The 18,909-nt window shown below is 67.3% G+C and carries 19 protein-coding genes; 10 read left to right on the top strand and 9 right to left on the bottom strand.

Annotation, left to right across the window (positions count from 1 at the left end):
• The first annotated feature begins 150 nt into the window (after positions 1-150).
• From ABE485_RS09925 to ABE485_RS09910, 4 genes are read left to right on the top strand one after another with little or no spacing between them, the layout of a single operon-like run.
• Positions 151-1,821, top strand: a complete 1,671-nt coding sequence (locus ABE485_RS09925; protein ID WP_346515123.1) for a thiamine pyrophosphate-binding protein — start codon at positions 151-153, stop codon at positions 1,819-1,821.
• Entirely contained in the window at positions 1,818-3,080 is a 1,263-nt protein-coding gene (locus tag ABE485_RS09920; protein WP_346515122.1) for an NAD(P)/FAD-dependent oxidoreductase, read from the top strand. Before ABE485_RS09925 ends, ABE485_RS09920 begins: the two co-directional genes overlap by 4 nt.
• Before the next feature lie 15 nt (positions 3,081-3,095).
• Positions 3,096-3,827 (top strand): aspartate/glutamate racemase family protein, encoded by a 732-nt coding sequence (locus ABE485_RS09915; RefSeq protein WP_346515121.1) that lies wholly within the window; start codon positions 3,096-3,098, stop codon positions 3,825-3,827.
• 47 nt (positions 3,828-3,874) lie between these two features.
• Entirely contained in the window at positions 3,875-4,561 is a 687-nt protein-coding gene (locus tag ABE485_RS09910) for a GntR family transcriptional regulator (RefSeq protein ID WP_346515120.1), read from the top strand.
• Between the two features lie 12 nt (positions 4,562-4,573).
• Here the strand turns inward: ABE485_RS09910 and ABE485_RS09905 are convergent, their stop codons facing one another.
• Positions 4,574-6,010, bottom strand: a complete 1,437-nt coding sequence (locus tag ABE485_RS09905) for a lytic transglycosylase F (RefSeq protein WP_346515119.1) — start codon at positions 6,008-6,010, stop codon at positions 4,574-4,576.
• Between the two features lie 196 nt (positions 6,011-6,206).
• Between ABE485_RS09905 and ABE485_RS09900 the strand changes: the two genes are divergently transcribed.
• Both ABE485_RS09900 and ABE485_RS09895 read left to right on the top strand, forming a co-directional pair.
• The gene (locus ABE485_RS09900) at positions 6,207-6,581 is read left to right on the top strand and encodes a DUF1294 domain-containing protein (RefSeq protein WP_346515118.1); all 375 of its coding nucleotides are present in this window, start codon (positions 6,207-6,209) and stop codon (positions 6,579-6,581) included.
• Positions 6,582-6,673: 92 nt separating this feature from the next.
• A complete protein-coding gene (locus tag ABE485_RS09895) occupies positions 6,674-7,609 on the top strand; it encodes an SMP-30/gluconolactonase/LRE family protein (protein ID WP_346515117.1) in 936 nt (311 codons plus the stop codon).
• Between the two features lie 18 nt (positions 7,610-7,627).
• Here ABE485_RS09895 and ABE485_RS09890 read toward each other — a convergent pair whose 3' ends face one another.
• From ABE485_RS09890 to ABE485_RS09875, 4 genes are all read right to left on the bottom strand, one after another.
• Entirely contained in the window at positions 7,628-8,113 is a 486-nt protein-coding gene (locus ABE485_RS09890) for a DUF6644 family protein (RefSeq protein ID WP_346515116.1), read from the bottom strand.
• 21 nt (positions 8,114-8,134) lie between these two features.
• The gene (locus tag ABE485_RS09885) at positions 8,135-8,521 is read right to left on the bottom strand and encodes a DUF6152 family protein (RefSeq protein WP_346515115.1); all 387 of its coding nucleotides are present in this window, start codon (positions 8,519-8,521) and stop codon (positions 8,135-8,137) included.
• Between the two features lie 111 nt (positions 8,522-8,632).
• Entirely contained in the window at positions 8,633-9,109 is a 477-nt protein-coding gene (locus tag ABE485_RS09880; protein WP_346515114.1) for a CesT family type III secretion system chaperone, read from the bottom strand.
• 35 nt (positions 9,110-9,144) lie between these two features.
• A complete protein-coding gene (locus ABE485_RS09875; RefSeq protein WP_346515113.1) occupies positions 9,145-11,142 on the bottom strand; it encodes a hypothetical protein in 1,998 nt (665 codons plus the stop codon).
• A 297-nt stretch (positions 11,143-11,439) separates the two neighbouring features.
• Between ABE485_RS09875 and ABE485_RS09870 the strand changes: the two genes are divergently transcribed.
• The 4 genes from ABE485_RS09870 to ABE485_RS09855 all read left to right on the top strand — a co-directional run bounded on the left by ABE485_RS09870 (position 11,440) and on the right by ABE485_RS09855 (position 15,045).
• Positions 11,440-11,835 (top strand): hypothetical protein, encoded by a 396-nt coding sequence (locus ABE485_RS09870; protein WP_346515112.1) that lies wholly within the window; start codon positions 11,440-11,442, stop codon positions 11,833-11,835.
• A gap of 426 nt (positions 11,836-12,261) precedes the next feature.
• Positions 12,262-13,614: an APC family permease gene (locus ABE485_RS09865; protein WP_346515111.1), complete on the top strand. Its 1,353-nt coding sequence runs from the start codon at positions 12,262-12,264 to the stop codon at positions 13,612-13,614.
• Between the two features lie 39 nt (positions 13,615-13,653).
• Complete coding sequence (locus ABE485_RS09860; RefSeq protein ID WP_346515110.1) at positions 13,654-14,532, top strand: SAM-dependent methyltransferase; 879 nt, start codon at positions 13,654-13,656, stop codon at positions 14,530-14,532.
• A 48-nt stretch (positions 14,533-14,580) separates the two neighbouring features.
• Complete coding sequence (locus ABE485_RS09855; protein WP_346515109.1) at positions 14,581-15,045, top strand: Rrf2 family transcriptional regulator; 465 nt, start codon at positions 14,581-14,583, stop codon at positions 15,043-15,045.
• Here the strand turns inward: ABE485_RS09855 and ABE485_RS09850 are convergent.
• From ABE485_RS09850 to ABE485_RS09835, 4 genes are all read right to left on the bottom strand, one after another.
• Complete coding sequence (locus ABE485_RS09850; RefSeq protein ID WP_346515108.1) at positions 15,036-16,349, bottom strand: type II toxin-antitoxin system HipA family toxin; 1,314 nt, start codon at positions 16,347-16,349, stop codon at positions 15,036-15,038. The genes ABE485_RS09855 and ABE485_RS09850 overlap by 10 nt on opposite strands.
• Before the next feature lie 20 nt (positions 16,350-16,369).
• Positions 16,370-16,714 (bottom strand): helix-turn-helix transcriptional regulator, encoded by a 345-nt coding sequence (locus tag ABE485_RS09845; RefSeq protein ID WP_346515107.1) that lies wholly within the window; start codon positions 16,712-16,714, stop codon positions 16,370-16,372.
• 129 nt (positions 16,715-16,843) lie between these two features.
• Entirely contained in the window at positions 16,844-17,788 is a 945-nt protein-coding gene (locus tag ABE485_RS09840) for a S66 peptidase family protein (protein ID WP_346515206.1), read from the bottom strand.
• Between the two features lie 239 nt (positions 17,789-18,027).
• The gene (locus tag ABE485_RS09835) at positions 18,028-18,753 is read right to left on the bottom strand and encodes an RNA pseudouridine synthase (protein WP_346515106.1); all 726 of its coding nucleotides are present in this window, start codon (positions 18,751-18,753) and stop codon (positions 18,028-18,030) included.
• Positions 18,754-18,909: the final 156 nt, after the last annotated feature.

The raw sequence follows: 18,909 nt of genomic DNA, 5'->3' as shown, positions 1-18,909 counted from the left end.
TGTTGCTGTATTGGCGTCTGTATACAGATCATGATGCTTGTTGTGCATGCAGTCAAGTGTTATGCTTTTTTCACCCGGTTCCGCCACGGGACTCCCTACCGATTCTTTGCGGACGCGGGTTGCGTCCGCCTTACTTCGAGACGCATATCCATGACTACCGCCCCATCCTCCTGGCCTGAACGCACCGGCGGCCAGGTGCTCATCGACCAGTTGCGCGTCCAGGGCGTCGAGCGCCTGACCTGCGTACCCGGCGAAAGCTATCTCGCCGCGCTCGATGCGCTGTACGACACCGGCGTCGAAGTCATTTCCTGCCGCAACGAGGGCGGCGCGGCCATCATGGCCGAGGCCTACGGCAAGCTCACCGGCCGTCCCGGCGTGTGCTTCGTCACCCGCGGCCCCGGCGCCACCAACGCCAGCCATGGCGTGCATATCGCGATGCAGGATTCGACGCCGATGATTCTCTTCATCGGCCAGGTGGACCGCGCCATGCGCGAGCGCGAGGCCTTCCAGGAAATCGACTACCGCGCCATGTTCGGCGGCATCGCCAAGTGGGTGGTGGAAATCGACAGCGCCGCGCGCGTGCCCGAACTGGTGGCGCGCGCTTTCCGCGTGGCCATGCAGGGCCGTCCCGGCCCGGTGGTCATCGCCCTGCCCGAAGACATGCTGGTCGAGACCTGCAAGGTGCCCGACGCCCCACGCGTCGAGCCCGCCGTCGCGTGGCCGGCGCCTGCCGACATGGACCGCCTGGCCGCGCTGCTGGCCGACGCCAAGCGTCCCCTGGCCGTCCTGGGCGGATCGGGCTGGGACGAAGCAGCCTGCGCCGCGTTCGCGCGCTTTGCCGAACGCGCCCGCCTGCCCGTGGCCACGTCCTTCCGGCGCGCATCGCTGTTCGATGCCGATCACCCCAACTACGCGGGCGACCTGGGCATCGGCCCGGACGCCAAGCTCAAGGCCCGTGTGGAACAGGCCGACCTGATCCTGCTGATTGGCGGGCGCCTGTCGGAAATGCCGTCGTCGTCCTACTCCCTGCTGGACGTCCCGGTGCCGCGCCAGCGTCTGGTCCACGTCCACCCGGGCGCCGAAGAGCTGGGCCGGGTGTATCAGCCCGAACTCGCCATCCAGGCCAGCCCCAAGGCCTTCGCCGCCGCGCTGCAGGACCTGGCCGTGCCCGCCAGCCCCGCCTGGGACGGCGCGGCCGCCGCGGCCCACGCGGAATATCGCGCCTGGACCGACGTGCCGCGCACGCTGCCGGGCGACTTCCAGTACGGCCAGGCCCTGGCCTGGCTGCGCGACCGCCTGCCGGCCGACGCGGTCATCTGCAACGGCGCGGGCAACTACGCCGGCTGGCTGCACCGCCACCACCGCTTCCATCGCTATGGCACGCAGCTGGCGCCCACCAGCGGATCCATGGGCTACGGCGTGCCGGCGGCCGTCATGGCCAAGCGCCAGCATCCGGACCGCGTGGTGGTGGCCTTCGCCGGCGACGGCTGCTTCCTGATGAACGGCCAGGAATTCGCCACCGCCGTGCAGTACGACGCCCCCATCATCGTGGTCGTGCTGGACAACGGCCAATACGGCACGATCCGCATGCACCAGGAGCGCGACTACCCCGGCCGCCAGGTCGCCACGCGCCTTGCCAATCCGGACTTCGCCGCGATGGCCGTGGCGTTCGGCGGCCATGGCGAACGCGTGGACACCACCGAGCAATTCACCGCCGCCTTCGAGCGCGCGCTGGCCAGCGGCAAGCCGGCCATCCTGCACTGCCGCCTGGATCCGCGCGCGCAATCCCATGCGCGGGACTACAGCGGCCCGCAGCAATGAGCCGCCATGTGGTGGTGATCGGCGCGGGCGCCGTGGGCGCGGCCGTGGCGATGCGCGCCCTGCAGGCCGGCCTGCGCGTGACCCTGGTCGATCCGTCGGAACCCGGCGGCACGCAGGCCGCCAGCTACGGCAACGCGGGCTGGCTGTCTTCGCATTCCATCCTGCCGCCGGCGGAACCCGGCGTCTGGAAACGCGTGCCGAAATGGCTGTCCGATCCGCTGGGCCCGCTGGCGGTGCGCTGGGGCTACCTGCCGCGCGCCCTGCCCTGGCTGTGGCGCTATCTGCGGGCGGCCTGGACCTGGCCGCAGGTCGAGCGCACCGCGCATGCCCTGCGCACGCTGCTGCGCGACGCGCCGGCGCTGCATGACGAGCAGGCCGCCTGGGCCGGCGTCGGCCACCTGATCGAACGTCGCGGGCTGCTGCACGCCTACCTGAGCGAAGCGCAGTTCCGCGCCGACGCGCGCGCCTGGGAAATCCGCCGCGCCGAGGGCATCGCCTGGGAAGAACTGGACACGAAGGCGCTGCGCGAGCGCGAGCCGGACCTGGACCCGCGCTACACCTTCGGCGTGTGGGTGCCCGAAACCGGCAGCTGCCGCGATCCCGGCGGCTACGTGGCCGCGCTGGTGCGTCAGGCTTGCGCCCGGGGCGCCGAACTGCGCGCCGCGCGCGCCACCGGCTTTCGCATCGAATCCGGCCGCCTCGTGGCGGTGCGCACCGACGCGGGCGAAATCGCGTGCGACCGGGCGGTCATCGCCACCGGCGTGCACGGCCGCGCGTTGGCCGCGCTGGCAGGGGACCGCGTGCCGCTGGCCGCCGAGCGCGGCTACCACGCCGTCATCCGCGACGCCGCGGTCGGCGTGCGCACCCCCACGCAGTTCGCCGACGCCAAGATGGTCGTCAACTGGACCGACCAGGGCCTGCGCGCCGCCGGCCAGGTCGAGATCGCCGCGCCGGATGCACCCGCCAACTGGGAACGTGCCCGCATCCTGCGCCGCCAGCTGCTGTCGATCTTTCCCGCGCTGCCCAAGGGCGAGGCGCAGGGCACCCAGGACTTCTGGCTGGGCTGCCGCCCCAGCATGCCCGACGGCCTGCCCTGCATCGGCGCGGCCTCGGCCTGCGCGGACATCATCCACGCCTACGGCCACGGCCACGTCGGCCTGGTCGGCTCGGCCCGCACCGGCCAGCTGGTGGCGCAGCTGCTGACCGGCGCCGCGCCCGCCATCGACCTGCGTCCCTTTTCCCCCCAACGCTTCGCCTGACCCGAAGGAATCTTCATGCCGACGACTCCCCGCATTGCCCGTGGCGGCAAATCGCTCTACGGCGCGCCCCTGGGCGTCCTGATGCTCGACGCCCGCTTCCCGCGCATCCTGGGCGACATGGGCAACGGCCTCACCTGGCCCTTCCCCGTGCTGTATCGCGTGGTCAAGGGCGCCAGCCCCGAGAAAGTGGTGCTGCAGGGCGCCAGCGGCACCCTGGACGCCTTTGTCGAAGCCGCGCAGGACCTGATCGACCAGGGCGCCGAGGCCATCACCACCAACTGCGGCTTTCTCGCGCTGTTCCAGCGCGAATTCTCGGCGCGCCTGCAGGTGCCGGTCGCCACGTCCTCACTGATGCAGGTGCCGTGGGTGCAGGCCACGCTGCCGCCGGGCAAGCGCGTGGGCATCGTCACCGTCAGCGGCGGCAGCCTGTCGCCCGAGCACCTGGCGGCGGTCAATGTGCCCGCCGACATCCCGGTGGCGGGCACCGAAAACGGCCGCGAGTTCTTCCGCGTGCTGATCAAGGCCGAGAAGACCGATATGGATGTGGATCTGGCGCAACAGGACATCCTGGATGCCGGCGCCGACCTGATCCGCCGTCATCCCGAGGTTGGCGCCATCGTGCTGGAATGTACTAACATGCCCCCCTACGCGGCCGCCCTGCAGGCGGCCACGGGACTGCCGGTGTATGACATCTATTCCATGATCACCTGGTTCCACGCTGGCCTGCGCCCCCGACAATTCGAATAGCGGTGGGGGCGGGACCCGCCCCTGCTTCTTTTCGTACCGGAGACCCCTTGAGCGCCGCCAGCGACAGCATTGTCGAGAAAGTCTATTTGCGCATCCGCGATATGGCGATCGACTTCGAATTCAAGCCCGGCGAGCGCCTCAACGAGGTGGCGCTGTCCAAGGAGCTCGGCGTCTCGCGCACGCCGCTGCGCGAGGCCCTGAACCGCCTCAGCATCGAAGGCCTGCTGCGCTTCCTGCCCGGCAAGGGCTTCTTCTGCCGTGATCTCGACGTGCAGGAGATCTTTGCGCTGTACGAACTGCGCAAATCGCTGGAGGTCGCCGCGCTGCGCCTGGCCATCCAGCGGGCCTCCGACACCGACATCCGCGATGCGCTGGCCTTCCTGGATTCCACCGGCCCCGAGGCCGGCGAGCGCAGCGTGGCGGAAATGGTGCAGTTGGACGAAGGCTTCCACGAGCGCATCGTGGCGATGTCGGGCAATGCCGAGATGCTGCGCGTGCTCAAGAACGTCAACGCCCGCATCCGCTTCGTGCGCTGGATCGACATGAACCGCGGCGACCGCCCGGCCAGCCAGCGCGACCACCACCGCCTGCTCGAAGCGCTGCAGGCGCGCGACGAAACCGAAGGCGTGGCCATCCTGGAGCGTCACATCGACCGCCGGATGGAACAGATCACCTCGGCCATCCGCGAGGGCTACGCCCAAATCTACATGCCCGACAGCGCGCGGCGGCCGTAAGGACACACGGCCCTATTGCGCGGCAGCGGCGCCTTGCGCCCGGACCAGCGAATAGGCGACGTAATACTTGTAGATATTGCTGACGTACTGGACGGTCTCGCGTCCGATGCGCTCGGCCGCGACGCGCTCGACATTGTTGAACCAGATGTTCGGATCCAGCCCCTTGGCCGCGGCTTCCTTGCGCAGCTGGCTGATCCGGCCGGGGCCGGCGTTGTAGGCGGCGAACGCGAACAGCCCCTTGTCCAGATCCGTCATGGGCTCGTTGGCGTAATACTGGTCGATCATGAAGCGGATGTACTTCACGCCGCCATGGATGTTGAATTCCTCGCGCCGGATGTCGCCCACCTTCAGGTCCTTGCCGGTGGCGGGCATGATCTGCATGACGCCGACCGCCCCCACCGCGCTCTTGGCGTTCTGGTCCAGGCGCGATTCCTGGTAGCCCTGGGCCATCATCAGCAGCCAGTCGATGTTGTACTGGTCGCCGTATTTGCGGAAGAACTCCGCCAGCCGATGGAATTTGTCGATCTCGCCAGGGTCTGTCGCGCTCTTGACCCATTTCACCGATTTCAGGTATTTCGTCAGCTGCTGGTTGCCAAACGACGTGCCGATCCGGTTCTTTTCCATGAAGGGGTTGAGCATGGCGGCCAGTTTGGGAGAATCCTTCCGGAAGGCGAACGCAATGTCGCTGCCCGAATCCACCTCCAGGTTCTCGTAGACCCGGATCTGCGGAAAGATCTGCTTCCAGAACAGCGCCAGGTAGCGGTCGGCCACGGTGTACTTGATCAAGTCCGCGCTCGCCATTTCCAGGATGTCGTCGGTCTCGAAGATGCCGGGCGCGTCGCGGATGACGGCAGGCTTCAGGCCCTTGGCCTGAAGGCTCGCGTTCAGCGCCTTGACGCTGGCGTAGTAGCTGGTGGCCGGGTTGATGAAGAGTTCCTGGCCCGCCAGGTCGTCCAGCGACTTCAGTTCGGGCGCTCCTGGCGACGCCACGATCAGCTCCCGCACGCCGCTCGCCAGCGGCGAGGAAAAATCGACCTGCTTGCGGCGTTCCTCGGTGACGGTCAGGTTGGCGGCGACGATGTCGCCCTTGCCCGCCAGCAGGTCCGGGATCAGGCGCTCGCGCGACGTCGGCAGGAACACGACATACACCCGGATGTTCTTGTTCTTCAGCTGGGTGTTCAGGTCGTTCTCGAAGGCCGTCATCATGTCCGCGATGATGCCGCGCTGGGTTCCGCCCTTGTCCAGGAAATACAGCGTCTTGTTGTACGGGACCAGCACCCGCACCTGGCGCCGCTGGATCATGCCGTCCAGGTCGCCTGTCCAGGGCTTGACGTTATAGGCCAGGGCCAGCGGGTCGCCCCGAGGGCGGGTGTCGGCGGCCAGCGAGATTCCCGCCTGGAAAAGCTGCAGAACCGCGCACAGCGTGAACACGAGTAGACGGGATGACATGGCGGCCTCCGGACGTCTCGGCGGTGTTGGATGCCTGTCGGCAGCACGGGCGCGGGCAGACCGCGCCCTTCAACGCAATTCATTATCGGGACCGCGATCCCGGCGCGCCACTTGGTGGAAACCCAGCCAAGGCCGCCGCCCCACCCCGCCCGGCTGTGTTGCAATGGCGGCTTCGCAACCCGTTCCGGACTATCCCATGGCCCAAGCGCGATTCGGCGCGCAGCTGCTGCCGATCCCCGCATTCGTCTGCCTGTACGTGCTGGCCTGGTTCAAATGGGCCGCGCCCGGCCCGGTGGGCCTGGCCTATCTGGCGCTGAGCGGCTTGACGCTGGCCATGTACGCCATCGACAAGGCCGCGGCCAGGGCCGGGCGCCGGCGCATCCGCGAGCGAACGCTGCACCTGCTTTCCCTGGCCGGCGGCTGGTCCGGGGCGCTGCTCGGCCAGCAGTGGCTGCGGCACAAGTCCGTCAAGGCGGATTTTCGGGCGGTGTTCTGGCTGACGGCCGGGGTGAACGTGGCGGCTTTCGTGCTGCTCTGCACCCCTGCCGGAACATCGCTGGCGGGGTTATAAGGAACCGGGGACTCGGCGGCATCGCCCGCCAGAACGATGGACAGTCCCCATGGGGCCGGCGACGCTGGCCGCTTGCCGCCCAGGGAGATGCCATGTGGGAGCCTAGCGAAACCTATCCCGATCCCGCCATCGAGGTGCTGGATTCCCGTTTCCTGCCATACCGGCTCAGCAATGCGGCCATCGAACTCCTGGCGACGGGCGTCCGCTATGGCGAAGGCCCGGTGTGGTTCGGCGATGGCAGATGCCTGCTCTGGAGCGACATCCCCAACAACCGCATCCTGCGCTGGGACGAGGAAAGCGGCGCGGTGACGGTCTACCGCAAGCCATCGGGGTTCGCCAATGGCAATACGCGGGACCGCGAGGGCCGGCTGGTCACTTGCGAGCACGGCGCACGCCGCGTGGTGCGCACCGAATACGACGGCACGATCACCGTGCTGGCGGACGGCTTTGGCGGCAAGCGCCTGAATTCGCCGAACGACGTGGTGGTGCGGCGCGACGGATCGGTCTGGTTCACCGACCCCACCTTCGGCATCCTCAGCGACTACGAAGGGTTCAAGGCCGAGTCGGAGTTGCCGACGCAGGTATACCGGCTGGATCCCGCCAGCGGCCGGACGCAGGTCGTCATCGACAACGTGCGCAACCCGAACGGGCTGTGCTTTTCCCCCGACGAAACCCTGCTGTATGTCGTCGACAACGGCTCCCGGCCAAACCGCATCCTGGTCTATCGCGTCGACGAGGACGGCGGCCTCGATCCGGGACGCGTTTTCGTCGAAGCCAGCGACCTGGCCATACCGGACGGCATACGCTGCGACACCGACGGCAACGTCTGGGCCGGCTGGGGCGCGGGACCCGGGCTGAATGGCGTCATGGTCTTCGCGCCGGATGGCGTGGCCATCGGCCGCATCGCGCTGCCCGACCGCTGCGCCAACCTGTGCTTTGGCGGCACGCGGCGCAACCGGCTGTTCATGGTCACGGGTCAATGCCTGTTTGCCCTGTACGTGAACGCCCAAGGCGCAGCCTGGCCCTGAATGGGGCCGGTCGGCCAACTACAGGAAGCCGATCCAGCGCCCGGCCACCAGGCAGCCCAGCCATAGCAGCAATGACGCCCCGGCCTGGAGGCGCAATCCGCCCGCCGGGCGGCTGCCGTCCAACACCCCCGTCCATGCCCTGCCCCGGTTCACCAGCCACGCGTTGATCGCGCCGGCAATCAGCAGCGCCATCTTTACGATGAATGCGGGATTCTGCAGGTACTCCTGGGGCCGGACCGAAAACAGCAGCGCGCCCGTCAGCACCGCCAGCCCCAGCCCGACGGCGGCGGTGCGGGCCAGGACGGGCGCCAGGACCGCCAGGGGGCCGGCGCGGATGACGCCCAGCAGGCGCAGGTCAAGCGGAACGATGGACCCGATCAAAAGGCCAATGGCCCCGATGTGGGCGGCGTTGACCAGCAGGTACAGCGTGCCCGACCGCCGCAGCCAGGTCGACGGCGGCATGGCTTCGAGCTGTTCGAGGGCGAGCCGAAGCAGTTCGGGCATCGCGTCTGTTCCGCGGACGGATCAGGGCTTCTTGATGCGGCTGGGATAGATGTCGTAGGTCTTGCCGCCCACCTGCACCTGCACCGCCTTCATGCGCTTGTTGGCGGCGTCCTGGTCGCGGTTGCCGACCGCCGTGATGGCGTCGCCGGGCTTTGCGGAACCCTCGACAAAGCCGGCCTCTTTCGTCTGGGTGGGGTTGCCGAGCTCCACGGTCCACATGCCGTCGGCGGCCCGCACCTTCAGCATGGGGTGCGGCGGCGCGATCTGCACCTGTTCGACCGTGCCCTGCAAGGTCATTTGTTCGGACTCGGCCCATGACCACCCGTGATGCGCCATGGCCGGGGGGGCAGCGCCGGCCAGCGTGGCCAGCGCCAGACCTGCGAGGAATGCGCGTTTGGAAAGCTTCATGTCGATGCTCCTGGAGTTGCGGTTGCCCTGCGCCCTGCTCCCGTCCCCGGGCGGTCATTGCCGCCGGTGAAAACAGCATAGCAGCCCGGCCGGCGACGCCGCCATGCGCCGCTACACGATCTGGCCGAATGCGGCGATGGGGTGCGGGACCGACAGCGCGGACAGTTCCCCCACGGCGTCGCTGCCGGCTTCGTCGCGCTCGCGCAGCCAGTCGACCAGCTTGCGCACCTGGTCGGCAAACTGCGCGACCCGATCCGCGATGCCTTCCCCGGTGACGCCGGCCACCGGCAGGCGCTCCAGCAGGAGCACCGCGTCGGTGGCGCGGTCCAGCCCGATCGACATGCCGCAGCGTTCCATGAGCAGGAAGTTGACGGACAACAGCTGCATCAGGTCGGCCGCCGGCCGCGGCTGCGGAAACTCGCCCAGCAGGCCATACAGGCCGAGGGTGTCGTCGTCCAGGCAGCGCAGGGAGATCAGGATGTCGTCGTCCAGCATCAGCATGCAATGCTGGCGCTCGTCGAAGGACAGGTCGATGCCGATGGCTTGGCTCAGGGCTTGCAGCAGGGCAAGGCAGGTAGGACTGGGCATGGGATTTCTCTCGGGTTCTCTTTGGGTTAAAGGGTTCAGGCGTGCCGGTCGTGGTCGTGGGCGACCAGGAACTCGCAGGCCTCCACCAGGGAGCCGGCCGCCAGCACCGCGACGGCGTCCGGAGCGGGTGTCTGGTTGATCGCGACATGCAGGGCCTGCACCAGCTGTTTGGCGTGGGAGAGCAGCGTCTTGGTGTCGGATCCTTCGCGCACGCCCTGTTCCAGCGCGTTCACCGCGACGCCCAGGGGCGCCAGCAGGCGCTGCTGCCCGGCGTCCAGGCGGTTCGCGCGGTCGCTGAAGGCCTGGGCCAGGCCCGAGACGCCCTCGGACAGGCCGGCGCGCTGCTGGGCGTAGTAGTCGTCTTCGCCGCCAAGCTTGCGGCGCGCCGCCTCCAGCGGATTTGCCTGGCGTTCCTCGACCATGTCCTTCAAGGCCCTGCGCTCGTCCTTCATCGCCAGAATACGGGTCTCCAGCCGGGCCTTCTGCGCCTGGAGGTCCTTCAGTTCGTCCTGCTTTTTCCCCAGATTGGCCACCGCGCCCGGGTTGTCTGCTTTCAGACTCCGGCTCATGCCGTCCACGGCCTTCTGCACGGTCTCGATCTTCTTGTCCAATGATGGCAACTGGCGCCTGACCTGATCCATCCTGCTCGTACGATCCGCCACATCGGCGCGCAGGGCGTCGACGCGCAGATCCGCGGCGATCCCCAAGGCCAGCTGCTTGGTCTGCGCATACGCCGCCTGGTCATTGGCGTTCTCGTACAGGGCGCCGCGCAACTGGCGGACGGCGTCCGCGTCGGCTGGCGCGTCGGGCCAGGCGGCGGCGCAGAACTGCCTGATGTCGTCCGTCTGGTCATTGAGCAGGTCTATCGCGCCCTGCAGCTGCTGGGCGTAGTCATAGGTCTTGTTGGGGTCTTCGGTGATCCAGCTGGCCTCGAACGGCACGTAAATGTTCGATCCCCCGGCCTGCAGCGACCGCGCCGCGATGGCCGCGCAGTTCTGGGTGGTGCTGAACATGGAATAGCCGATGCGGCCGTGCGCGGCGTCGTCCTTGAGCTGCCTGGCGTCGGCCAGCATGTCATGCTCCACCAGTCCGAACAGCGTGGTCTGAGGGACGAGCCCCGCCGGGGTGTGTTCGCCGTTGCGGCCGGCCAGCGGAAAGAAGACCTTTTCGGCGGCCGCGCCCCATTTCCGGTCGGTGACCAGCTCCTGCGAGTCGCGCGCGAAGAACTTGGCGGCGGTTTCCAGGTCCGCGCGCGCCGGTGCCGCGCCGAATCCCAGCTTCTCCAGGCGTCTGGCGTGCTCGCTCGCCGCTTCGGCCAGCGGATCCGCGCTGCCGTCGCGCTCCAGCCGGGCCGCGGTGCGCAGCACATCGCGCGCCACCACGCCGCGCTGCAGGTTCGTATTGGTCTTTTCGGATATCTCGTCCCTGCGGTCGCTGTCGTAGTCCGGGGCGCTCATCGCCGGACGGGCGTGGAAGTACTCCCCCACCAGGGGCAGCTTCTCGAGCAGCCGATTGCGGCTGACCTGGACACCGTCATTCGCGGACGGCCACCAGCTGACATACTGCTTTTCGTGGCTCCAGGCGTTTGGCGACAGGCCATTGGATATCGCCACGGCGGAATGTCCGGAACGCCTGATGTTCAGGCCGGAAGATTCGCGCGGCCAGGAATTCAGGCACACGTTGCGGGCCTGCGACCGCGCCTTGCCCTGGCCGGACAGCCCCTGCGCCACGGACACCATCTTGTCGATCTTCGCCTTGTCCAGCGTGGCGCTGAAGTCCCGGCCGATGACCCGGTCAACCGCGGCGGCGGCCGCCTTGAAGCCATACTCGCTGGCCAGCGCCTGCGCGAACACGCTGGTGGCTTTCAGGTTGTCCTGCTTGACGGCTTGCGCCCCCTTGCCGCCGGGCAGGCTGACGGCCCAATCCTTCAAGCGTCCAAACACGCCGCGGCCCTGCGCGGTGGATGCCGTGTCGTCGAGCCGCACATGATTGCCCTGTGCCGCCGCGGATAGAAAGCTGGATAGTCCCACCATGGATGTCGCCTCTCGTCGGGTGTTCCGATGAACCCGTTCGCGCGCTGAGTAACGCGCAAATGGCCCATGGTTCCGGATCGGCGGGGTGGCGGGCGCGAAATACCAAGTTTCAGTGATACCAACGGATACCTGCGCAATATCTAATCCCTCCCATGCCGGCGCTCCATGGCGAAGCGGCCTTGCCCGGCCTTCCGGGCCGACAAACGATGTGGTCTTGCAGGGGAAATGATCAGGTTGACGAATGATTGCGCTGCCGCCGCCATGGCTCGGGCCCACGCGGAGCAAACCGATAACAGCGTGCAGCTGCGGGATCTGGTGCACCTGCATTCCGGGCGGCTGGAACAGCTGCTGGGAGAGCAGATGCGGATGACGGATCCGCTGCATGCCCAAGCCTTTCACCGCTGCGCCGACGCCTACCGCGGGCAGGGACGCGGCGCCATCGCGTCCTGGCTCTACGGCGTGGCATTGAAGCTGCTGCGCGACGCCTTCGCCATGGGGCACGCCGAGCGCGTCGTTGCGCCGTTGTTGCAGGCGTTCCCGCTGGAGTTCTCGCGTCCCCTCCTGTTGCTGGCGCTGGCGGGCGGAAGCTATGCGACGTGCTCGGTCTACCTGTGCAAGCCGGCAGGCGCGGTGGCTAGGGATATTGCGTTGCCCGCCGGTTCGGCGCGCTGGGTCAGGCAGTACCTGGGGTAGCCAAACCCACGTCTCGCGAGCTTTTTTCAAGAGGCCATACTTAAAGTTTTACTTTAAGTATGGCCTTTTTATTTTGATGATTATCGCTTATTAATCAAGCATATACAGATGAACTCTAAGAGGTTCAATTAGATTTGTTGGGACGTAACGTCCCTCTGCGCATGCCTGGTCACGAGTCACCCCCAGGAAAACCCTGCGGAACTTTCCCATCTCCCACGAGGTCGCTTTATGTTCAGGCTATTGTCAGCATATGCCGACATTTAAGTCCTGAACCGCCCTCAGCGCGTCCACCCGGGAGAATCGCATGTCCCTGCTCCACCCGCGTCCATCCGCGAAAGTGTCCACCCCGACCGCGCGCCCTCCCGCTAGAACAATCCCCGACGGAGTTTCCGCACACGCCCCGCAATGCCTCGGGCGCGCGCAGCCATGAGCAGCGTCCCGGACACCCTGGATGGGCGCCCCGCCACCACGGGCCTGTCGGTCATGGATGCGACCATGGTCCTGGTCGGCGTGGTCATCGGCATCGGCATCTTCGGCTTTCCGCCCCTGGTGGCGCAGCACGCTGCCTCGGAAAGCATGTACATCGCCCTGTGGTGCGCGGGCGGACTCGTCATGCTGGTGGGCGCGCTGTGCTACGCGGAGCTTGGCTCCGCCTACCCCGGCGCGGGAGGCGAATACCTGTACCTCACACGCGCCTGGGGCCGGCGAGTTGGGTTGATGTTCGCCTGGGCCCGCTGCTCCGTCATTCAGACGGGAGCCATCGCTGTTGTCGCCTTCATTTACGGCGACTATGCCCAGCGCCTGCTCCCTCTGGGCGCGAACGGACCGGCGGCGCACGTAGCCATCTCGGTCGTGGTGTTGACCGGGTTGAACGTGATCGGGACCCGCTACTCCAAGCGCCTGCAGTGGGTATTCACGGTGCTGACCTTGTTTGCGCTGGGCGCGGTGCTGGTGGCCTCGCTCTCCGCCTCGGGGGGCGGCCCGCTGAACACCGCCGAACCCATGCCGCTGACGGGTCATCCCGCCGGCCTGCTGGGCATGGGCATGGTGTTCGTGCTGCTGACCTACGGCGGCTGGAACGAGGCCGCCTATCTCAGTGGCGAACTGCGGGATCCGGCGCGCAACATGAGCCGGGTGCTGCTCATCGGCACGGCAGTGGTGACCGGCGCCTACGTGCTGACGAACCTCGCATTGCTGGAGATCTTCGGCCTTCAGGGCTTGCGCGATACGCCCGCGCTGGGCGCCGAAGTGATGCAGCTGGCCGCGGGCCCCTACGCGGCAGCCTTCCTTAGCCTGACGATCTGCGCCACGGCCCTGAGCACGATCAATGGCACCATCATCACCGGCGCGCGCGTGTATTACGCGCTGGGTCGCGACGTGCCGCGCCTGCATGCGCTGTCGGGGTGGAGCGCCCGCAACGAAACGCCGGTCAGCGCGCTGCTTGTCCAGGGCCTGATCACGCTCGCGCTGGTGGCGCTGGGTGCATTCAGCGAAAACAGCGTGCAGACCATGGTGGCCTATACCGCGCCCGTCTTCTGGCTATTCATGATGCTGGTGGCGGCGTCGGTGTGGCGCCTTCGCCAGCTTGATCCGGATCGGCCCAGGCCCTTTCGCGTGCCCCTCTTTCCCCTGCCCCCGCTGCTGCTCGCCCTGACCTGCGCCGGACTGGTTGTCTCCAGCGCGATCTACGCCGGCGCGGGCGCCCTGATCGGCCTGGCCGTCCTGGCGGCCGGCATCCCGTTGCTGCGCCTGCTCAAGCCCGCGCAGACGCACGGCTAGCCCCGGTTCCTCCCTCGTCCCCGTCCAAGGAATTCCACCATGCAACGCTCTACCCTGATTTCCCAATCCGCCCGCCTGCCGGTGACCGGCTCGCGGATCCGAGTCGCGATGCTGGCCTCGGCGATTGCGATCGCGCTGTTCCACGCGGCCGGCGCCATGGCCCAGGGCGCAACGGCCGCCCCGGCGCAGGCGAACGCCAAGAAGGAGTACGTGCCCGACGTCGGACAGGACGGCAAGGATGTCATCTGGGTGCCGACGCCCCAGGCCCTGGTGGACAAGATGCTCGACATGGCCAAGGTCACGCCCAAGGACAGGCTGATGGACCTGGGCTCGGGCGACGGGCGCACGGTCATCACGGCCGCCCAGCGCGGCCTGACCGCGCAGGGCATCGAGTACAACCCCGATCTGGTCGAACTGTCCCGCCAGAACGCCAAGCGCGCCGGCGTGGCGGACCGCGCCACCTTCGTGGCGGCGGACCTCTTCACCACCGATCTGTCCCAGGCCGACGTGATCACGATGTTCCTGCTGTCCACGATCAACGAAAAACTGCGCCCCAGACTCCTGGAGCTGCCGGCAGGCACGCGCGTCGTATCGAACACCTTCCGCATGGGCGACTGGGAGCCGGACGCCTCCGAGACCGTGACCGAGAACTGCCAGACCTATTGCACGGCGCTGCTGTGGATCGTTCCGGCCAAGGTCCAGGGCAAATGGGACCTGGGCGGCCAGACCCTGCAGCTGGACCAGCACTACCAGATGATCTCGGGCAAGCTCGGATCCCGCCCGATCTCCGAGGCGCGCCTGGATGGCACGGCCATTACGTTCACCGCCGACGGCGTGCGGTACGCAGGCGTGGTCAACGGCCGCAGCATGAGCGGCAGCGCGGCCGGCAAGGGAGAATGGACCGCGAAGCGCAACTAACGCGGGGCGCGTTGACTGCCGCCATGCTCATGCAATAGCATCTGTTGCATGAGAAGAGACAGCAAGCTTTCCGGCGTGTTGCACGTGCTGCTGCACATGGCCGAACACGCCGGCCCGATGACCTCCGAAGACCTGGGCCGGGTGATGCAGACCAACCCCGTCGTCATCCGCCGGATCATGGCCGGCCTGCGCGAACAGGGCCTGGTCCGGTCCGAAAAAGGCCATGGCGGCGGATGGTCCATCTCCTGCGACTTCAACGGCGTCACGCTTCGCGACATCTACGACGCCCTGGGTTCGCCCGAGATCTTCGCCATGGGCAATCGCAGCGAATCGCCGGGCTGCCTGGTGGAAGAAGCCGTCAATGCGTCGCTGGACGGCGCTTTCCAGGAGGCTCAGGCGCTACTGCTGGACCGCTTCGGCAAGGTCACGTTGGGCGAACTTAGCCGCGACTTCCATACGCGCATGGTCGCGCGCGGTCAGGCATTCGACGTCCAGGCTGCGCATCAGGCCTGAAATCCGGGTTGCCGCCACGCCATCAATGACGCCTCTACGTGGGCAATCTCATCGGGCGTCATGCCCGCCGCCTTGTAATAGCGCTGGCGGTCGCGCACCACGTCCAGAACGCGCTCAAGAACGGCTTTCGCAGCGGCTTCGGAGCGCAATCCGAACCGGCGGTATTCGCTCAGGCAGTTGGCGAAGGAGCTTTCGCGTCCGGCGGACCCGATGTGCAGGTAGTGCCGGGCCGATCCTTCCTGCGTGACCACGTCGAACAGCGGCGACAGCCGGTAGGTTTCCGCCCCGTCGTCCTTCAGGAAACCGACGTTCTTCAGGTGGTCGTCGGTGTTGTGGACCGCCACGTTCAGGATCATCCGCGCGTACAGCTCCAGCAGGTCCTGCACGGGCCTGGACGAGACGCGGCGCGTCACGTCGGCCAGCCGGGCATAGGAGTACGTGGCCTTGCCGCGCGGACCGTCGAGTTCGCGCTTGCCGATCTGCACCGACGGGCTGATGAGCGACGCGCCGCTCAGGAAGTGGCGCCGCGCGATCACTGGACCGCCGCCGCGTTCGACCGGCAGCAGCTCCCGGTCGAAGCGATGCGTCAGCAGCACCGCGCCCAGATGCGTCTGCGCCAGGCTGATGTCGGGCACGGTCAGGCCGATTGCCTTGGCCATCTGCAGATTGGCGAATTCCACGCGCTGCCGGTCGTACGAATCCCCCTTGCGCGGAAACTTGGCGATCCACAGTTCCCCCTGCCCGTCGCGCACGATCGTCTTCGGGCGCGCGCCGCCGATGTCCCAGGAGCTGCCCAGGATGTCGCGGTAGAGCCCCTTGGGCTTGATGCCCTGGTCGATATCCGCCAGCAGACCGGCCAGCGATTCCAGCTGGCTGACTTCGGGCAGGCGATAGGTCTTGCGCATGTTGGGCGTCAGTTGGCGGGCGCTGAAAAACAGCGCGCCCACGCCCATGCCCCTACCCTTGAGCAGCACCTCGTTTTCGGTCACCCGCGCGCCGGCATTGTCGACCCGCATGACGTTGCGGCCCCACGCGTCCGGCGCGGCGTCGAAAATGGCGCCCAGCGTCTGGTAGCGGCTTTCGGTACGGAAGGTGGTTTTCGAATCGGTCAGCGGCAGGTTCAGCGGATCCAGCGAAAAGGCGCGCGGATCCTCCACATAAGACTGCACATAAGTGAATTCCGCGTAGAAGCGGTTTTCGTCCGAGTCGTCCAGCGTAAGCACGCCCGCCAGGACGGCCTCGCCCCGGATGTCCACATAGACGAAGAGCTCGCTCTCCACGGATTTGTGTTTCTTTGCTGGCACGGTTTCCGGACGCCGGGGCGCTACAGGCTGGAGGGGTCGGCGCGATGCGAATGCGGCGCCAGGCCGCTGCCCCGGCTGGGGCGCCGCTGCGCATCCATGCGTTTGCCCACGCCGTCCAGGTCGGGATCGCCCAGGGCGAAAACCTGGTCGCCAAAGCCGTACTGCAGCAGCGCTTCCATCGCAAGGGCAAGCGACACGCCGCCGTCGCCGCGTTCGAGCCGGGTGACGGTAGCGCGGGATACACCCATGCGGTTCGCAAGCGTGGTCTCGGTTTCGCTTCGGCGCAACCGCGCGGTCCGGATGTTGGCGCCAAGTCGGGCGAGCGCTTCAGCCGCATCGAAACTGGGTTCGATCTTCTTTTTCATGAATCAATAATAGCGCTTTGAATCAGAAAATGCGCTATTAATAATACAAATTGGAACTTTCGATGATCTATTAATGATTCTCTAGGTGGTGTTATGCCTCATTAATGAGGCACATTGAAGCTGGTCGTTTCACGCCACGGTGATCCGCTGATCCAGGCGCAGCGCGGCGCGCCCGGTATCCAGCGTGACGTTGGCGCCCAACGGCAGCGTCAGATTCGGATCCCCGTGCCCACTGGGCCAGCCCGCCAGGACAGGAATGCCGCGCGCGCCGAACTGCTCCAGCACCAGCGGATACAGCAGGCTTTGCGCCTGCGCATCGTCCATTTGCGTCCCAAGTATGCGGGTGAAATTCCCGACGAGCACGCCCTTCACCCCGTCGAACTTGCCAGCGGCCGCAAGCTGGCTCAACAGGCGGTCCACCCGGGGCAGCGCTTCGTTGACATCTTCGAAGAACAGGATGGCATCGCGGGTGTCGATCTCGTTGGGCGTACCGGTCAACGCGGCGATCAGGGCAAGATTGCCGCCCACCAGACGCCCGCTTGCGGTGCCCGCCACCAATTCGACCGGACGGGATTGCGGGGGCGCTTCGATCCAGGCGCCCTGCCCGACCTGGCCGCCAACCATGGCCAGCAGGTGCGATTCCGTGGGTTCGCGTTTGCCGGCCAGCAGGTCCTGCGCCAGCATCGGCCCGTGGAACGTCACGAAGCCCGCATGCCGTTGCATGGCCAGATGGAGCGCCGTGATGTCGCTGTAGCCGATAAACGGCTTGGGATGCTGGCGCAGCAAGCCGAAATCCAGCTGGTCCAGCAGGCGCCACGATCCAAAGCCGCCCTGCAGGCACCACACCGCACCGATGTCCGGCGCGGCGAACGCGGCGTGCAGGTCTTCCAGGCGCTGCTCGTCCGTCCCGGCAAGGTATTCGTAGGGGGCATCGAGCCGCACGCGGGAGGCCGGCATGACCTGAGGCACGAACCCCCGGTCCTCCAGCCATTGCGCGGCCAGATCGCTTGCATCCGCCGCCGCGGACGCCGGGGCCACGATGGCGACCTTCGCGCCGGGCCTGAGCGCGGGCACCGGGGTGGCGCCCGCCTTGGCGTGCGATGGCGCGGGCACGGGTTTCGGGGGCGACGTTCCTTTGCGCACGTCGGGCCTGCGCGCCGCGCAACCCGCCAGGCTCAAGCCCGACAGGCAGAGCGCGCCCGCGTTCAGCAACAGGCGCCGACGCCCGGCATTGTGAGATGCGATGTCGCCGCCAGGTATTTGTTCCATTGTCCGCCTGTGATTGGAATCATCGATCCGGGTACAGCCCTGCATCAGAAGCGCTCGTACTCCAGCCGGTAGCGCCATTGCCCCTCTGCGAGGCCCGCCATGGGCAGGCGTCCGATGCGCAGGCGGCGCAAGGCCTGCAGCCGCAGGCCGGCCGACTCGCACACGTACTCGATGAATCCGGGCGGCGGTGTCTTCAATGCAAAGCGCAGGTGGGTTTCATTCTGCCAGCTGACCTTCATCGGCGTGGCGGCGCGTCCTTCGTACGCCATCCCTCTCTGCAGGCGCGCAAGCTGAGCGTCGGTCAACTGGCCGTCCACGCGGGCGATGTACTCCTGCTCGACATGACGGCCTTCTTCCACCAGCTTGCGGGCCACCGCGAATTCCTGCGTGTACACGACCAGGCCGCTGGCCGCGCGTTCCAGCGGCGTCACAAGCTTCAGGCCGTTGAACATCCGCTTCAGGTAACGCTGTCCGGAACGGTCTCCCGGCATCAGGTTTTCGGGCAGGACAAGGTCTCGTGCCGATCCTGGCTGGTCGTCGGCATAGGTGCCGGCGGGCTTGTGGATCAGGACCGTGACGGGCCGCAGGTCTTCGAGCCGGGCGCCCGGAAGCAGGCTGACCGCCTGCGCCGGCGCGACGCGCAAGCCGGGCTCTTCCTGGACCTTCCCGTCGACGGCCACCCAGCCGCCTTCGATGTAGCGTTCGGCATCCGTGCGGGAACACGACTGCTCGGCAGCCACCCGCTTGGCCAGGCGCACGGTTTCGCTCATCGGGCCGCCTCCGGCCGAAGTGACAGAAGCTCGGGAGCGGAAAGGTGGGCTGCGCCGTCGGGCAGCAAAAACGGGTGCATCGTCATGGGTATTGCCGGGGTGTTGCAAACAAGCGGGCCGGAGCGCCCGCGCCTTGGGACGGATGTTACGCCCTTT

The organism is Achromobacter spanius (assembly GCF_039673305.1).
GTDB classification, from domain to species: Bacteria; Pseudomonadota; Gammaproteobacteria; order Burkholderiales; family Burkholderiaceae_B; genus Achromobacter; species Achromobacter spanius_F.
The sequence above is the reverse complement of the archived record's forward strand: the minus strand, read 5'-3'. Positions and strand labels throughout refer to the sequence as shown.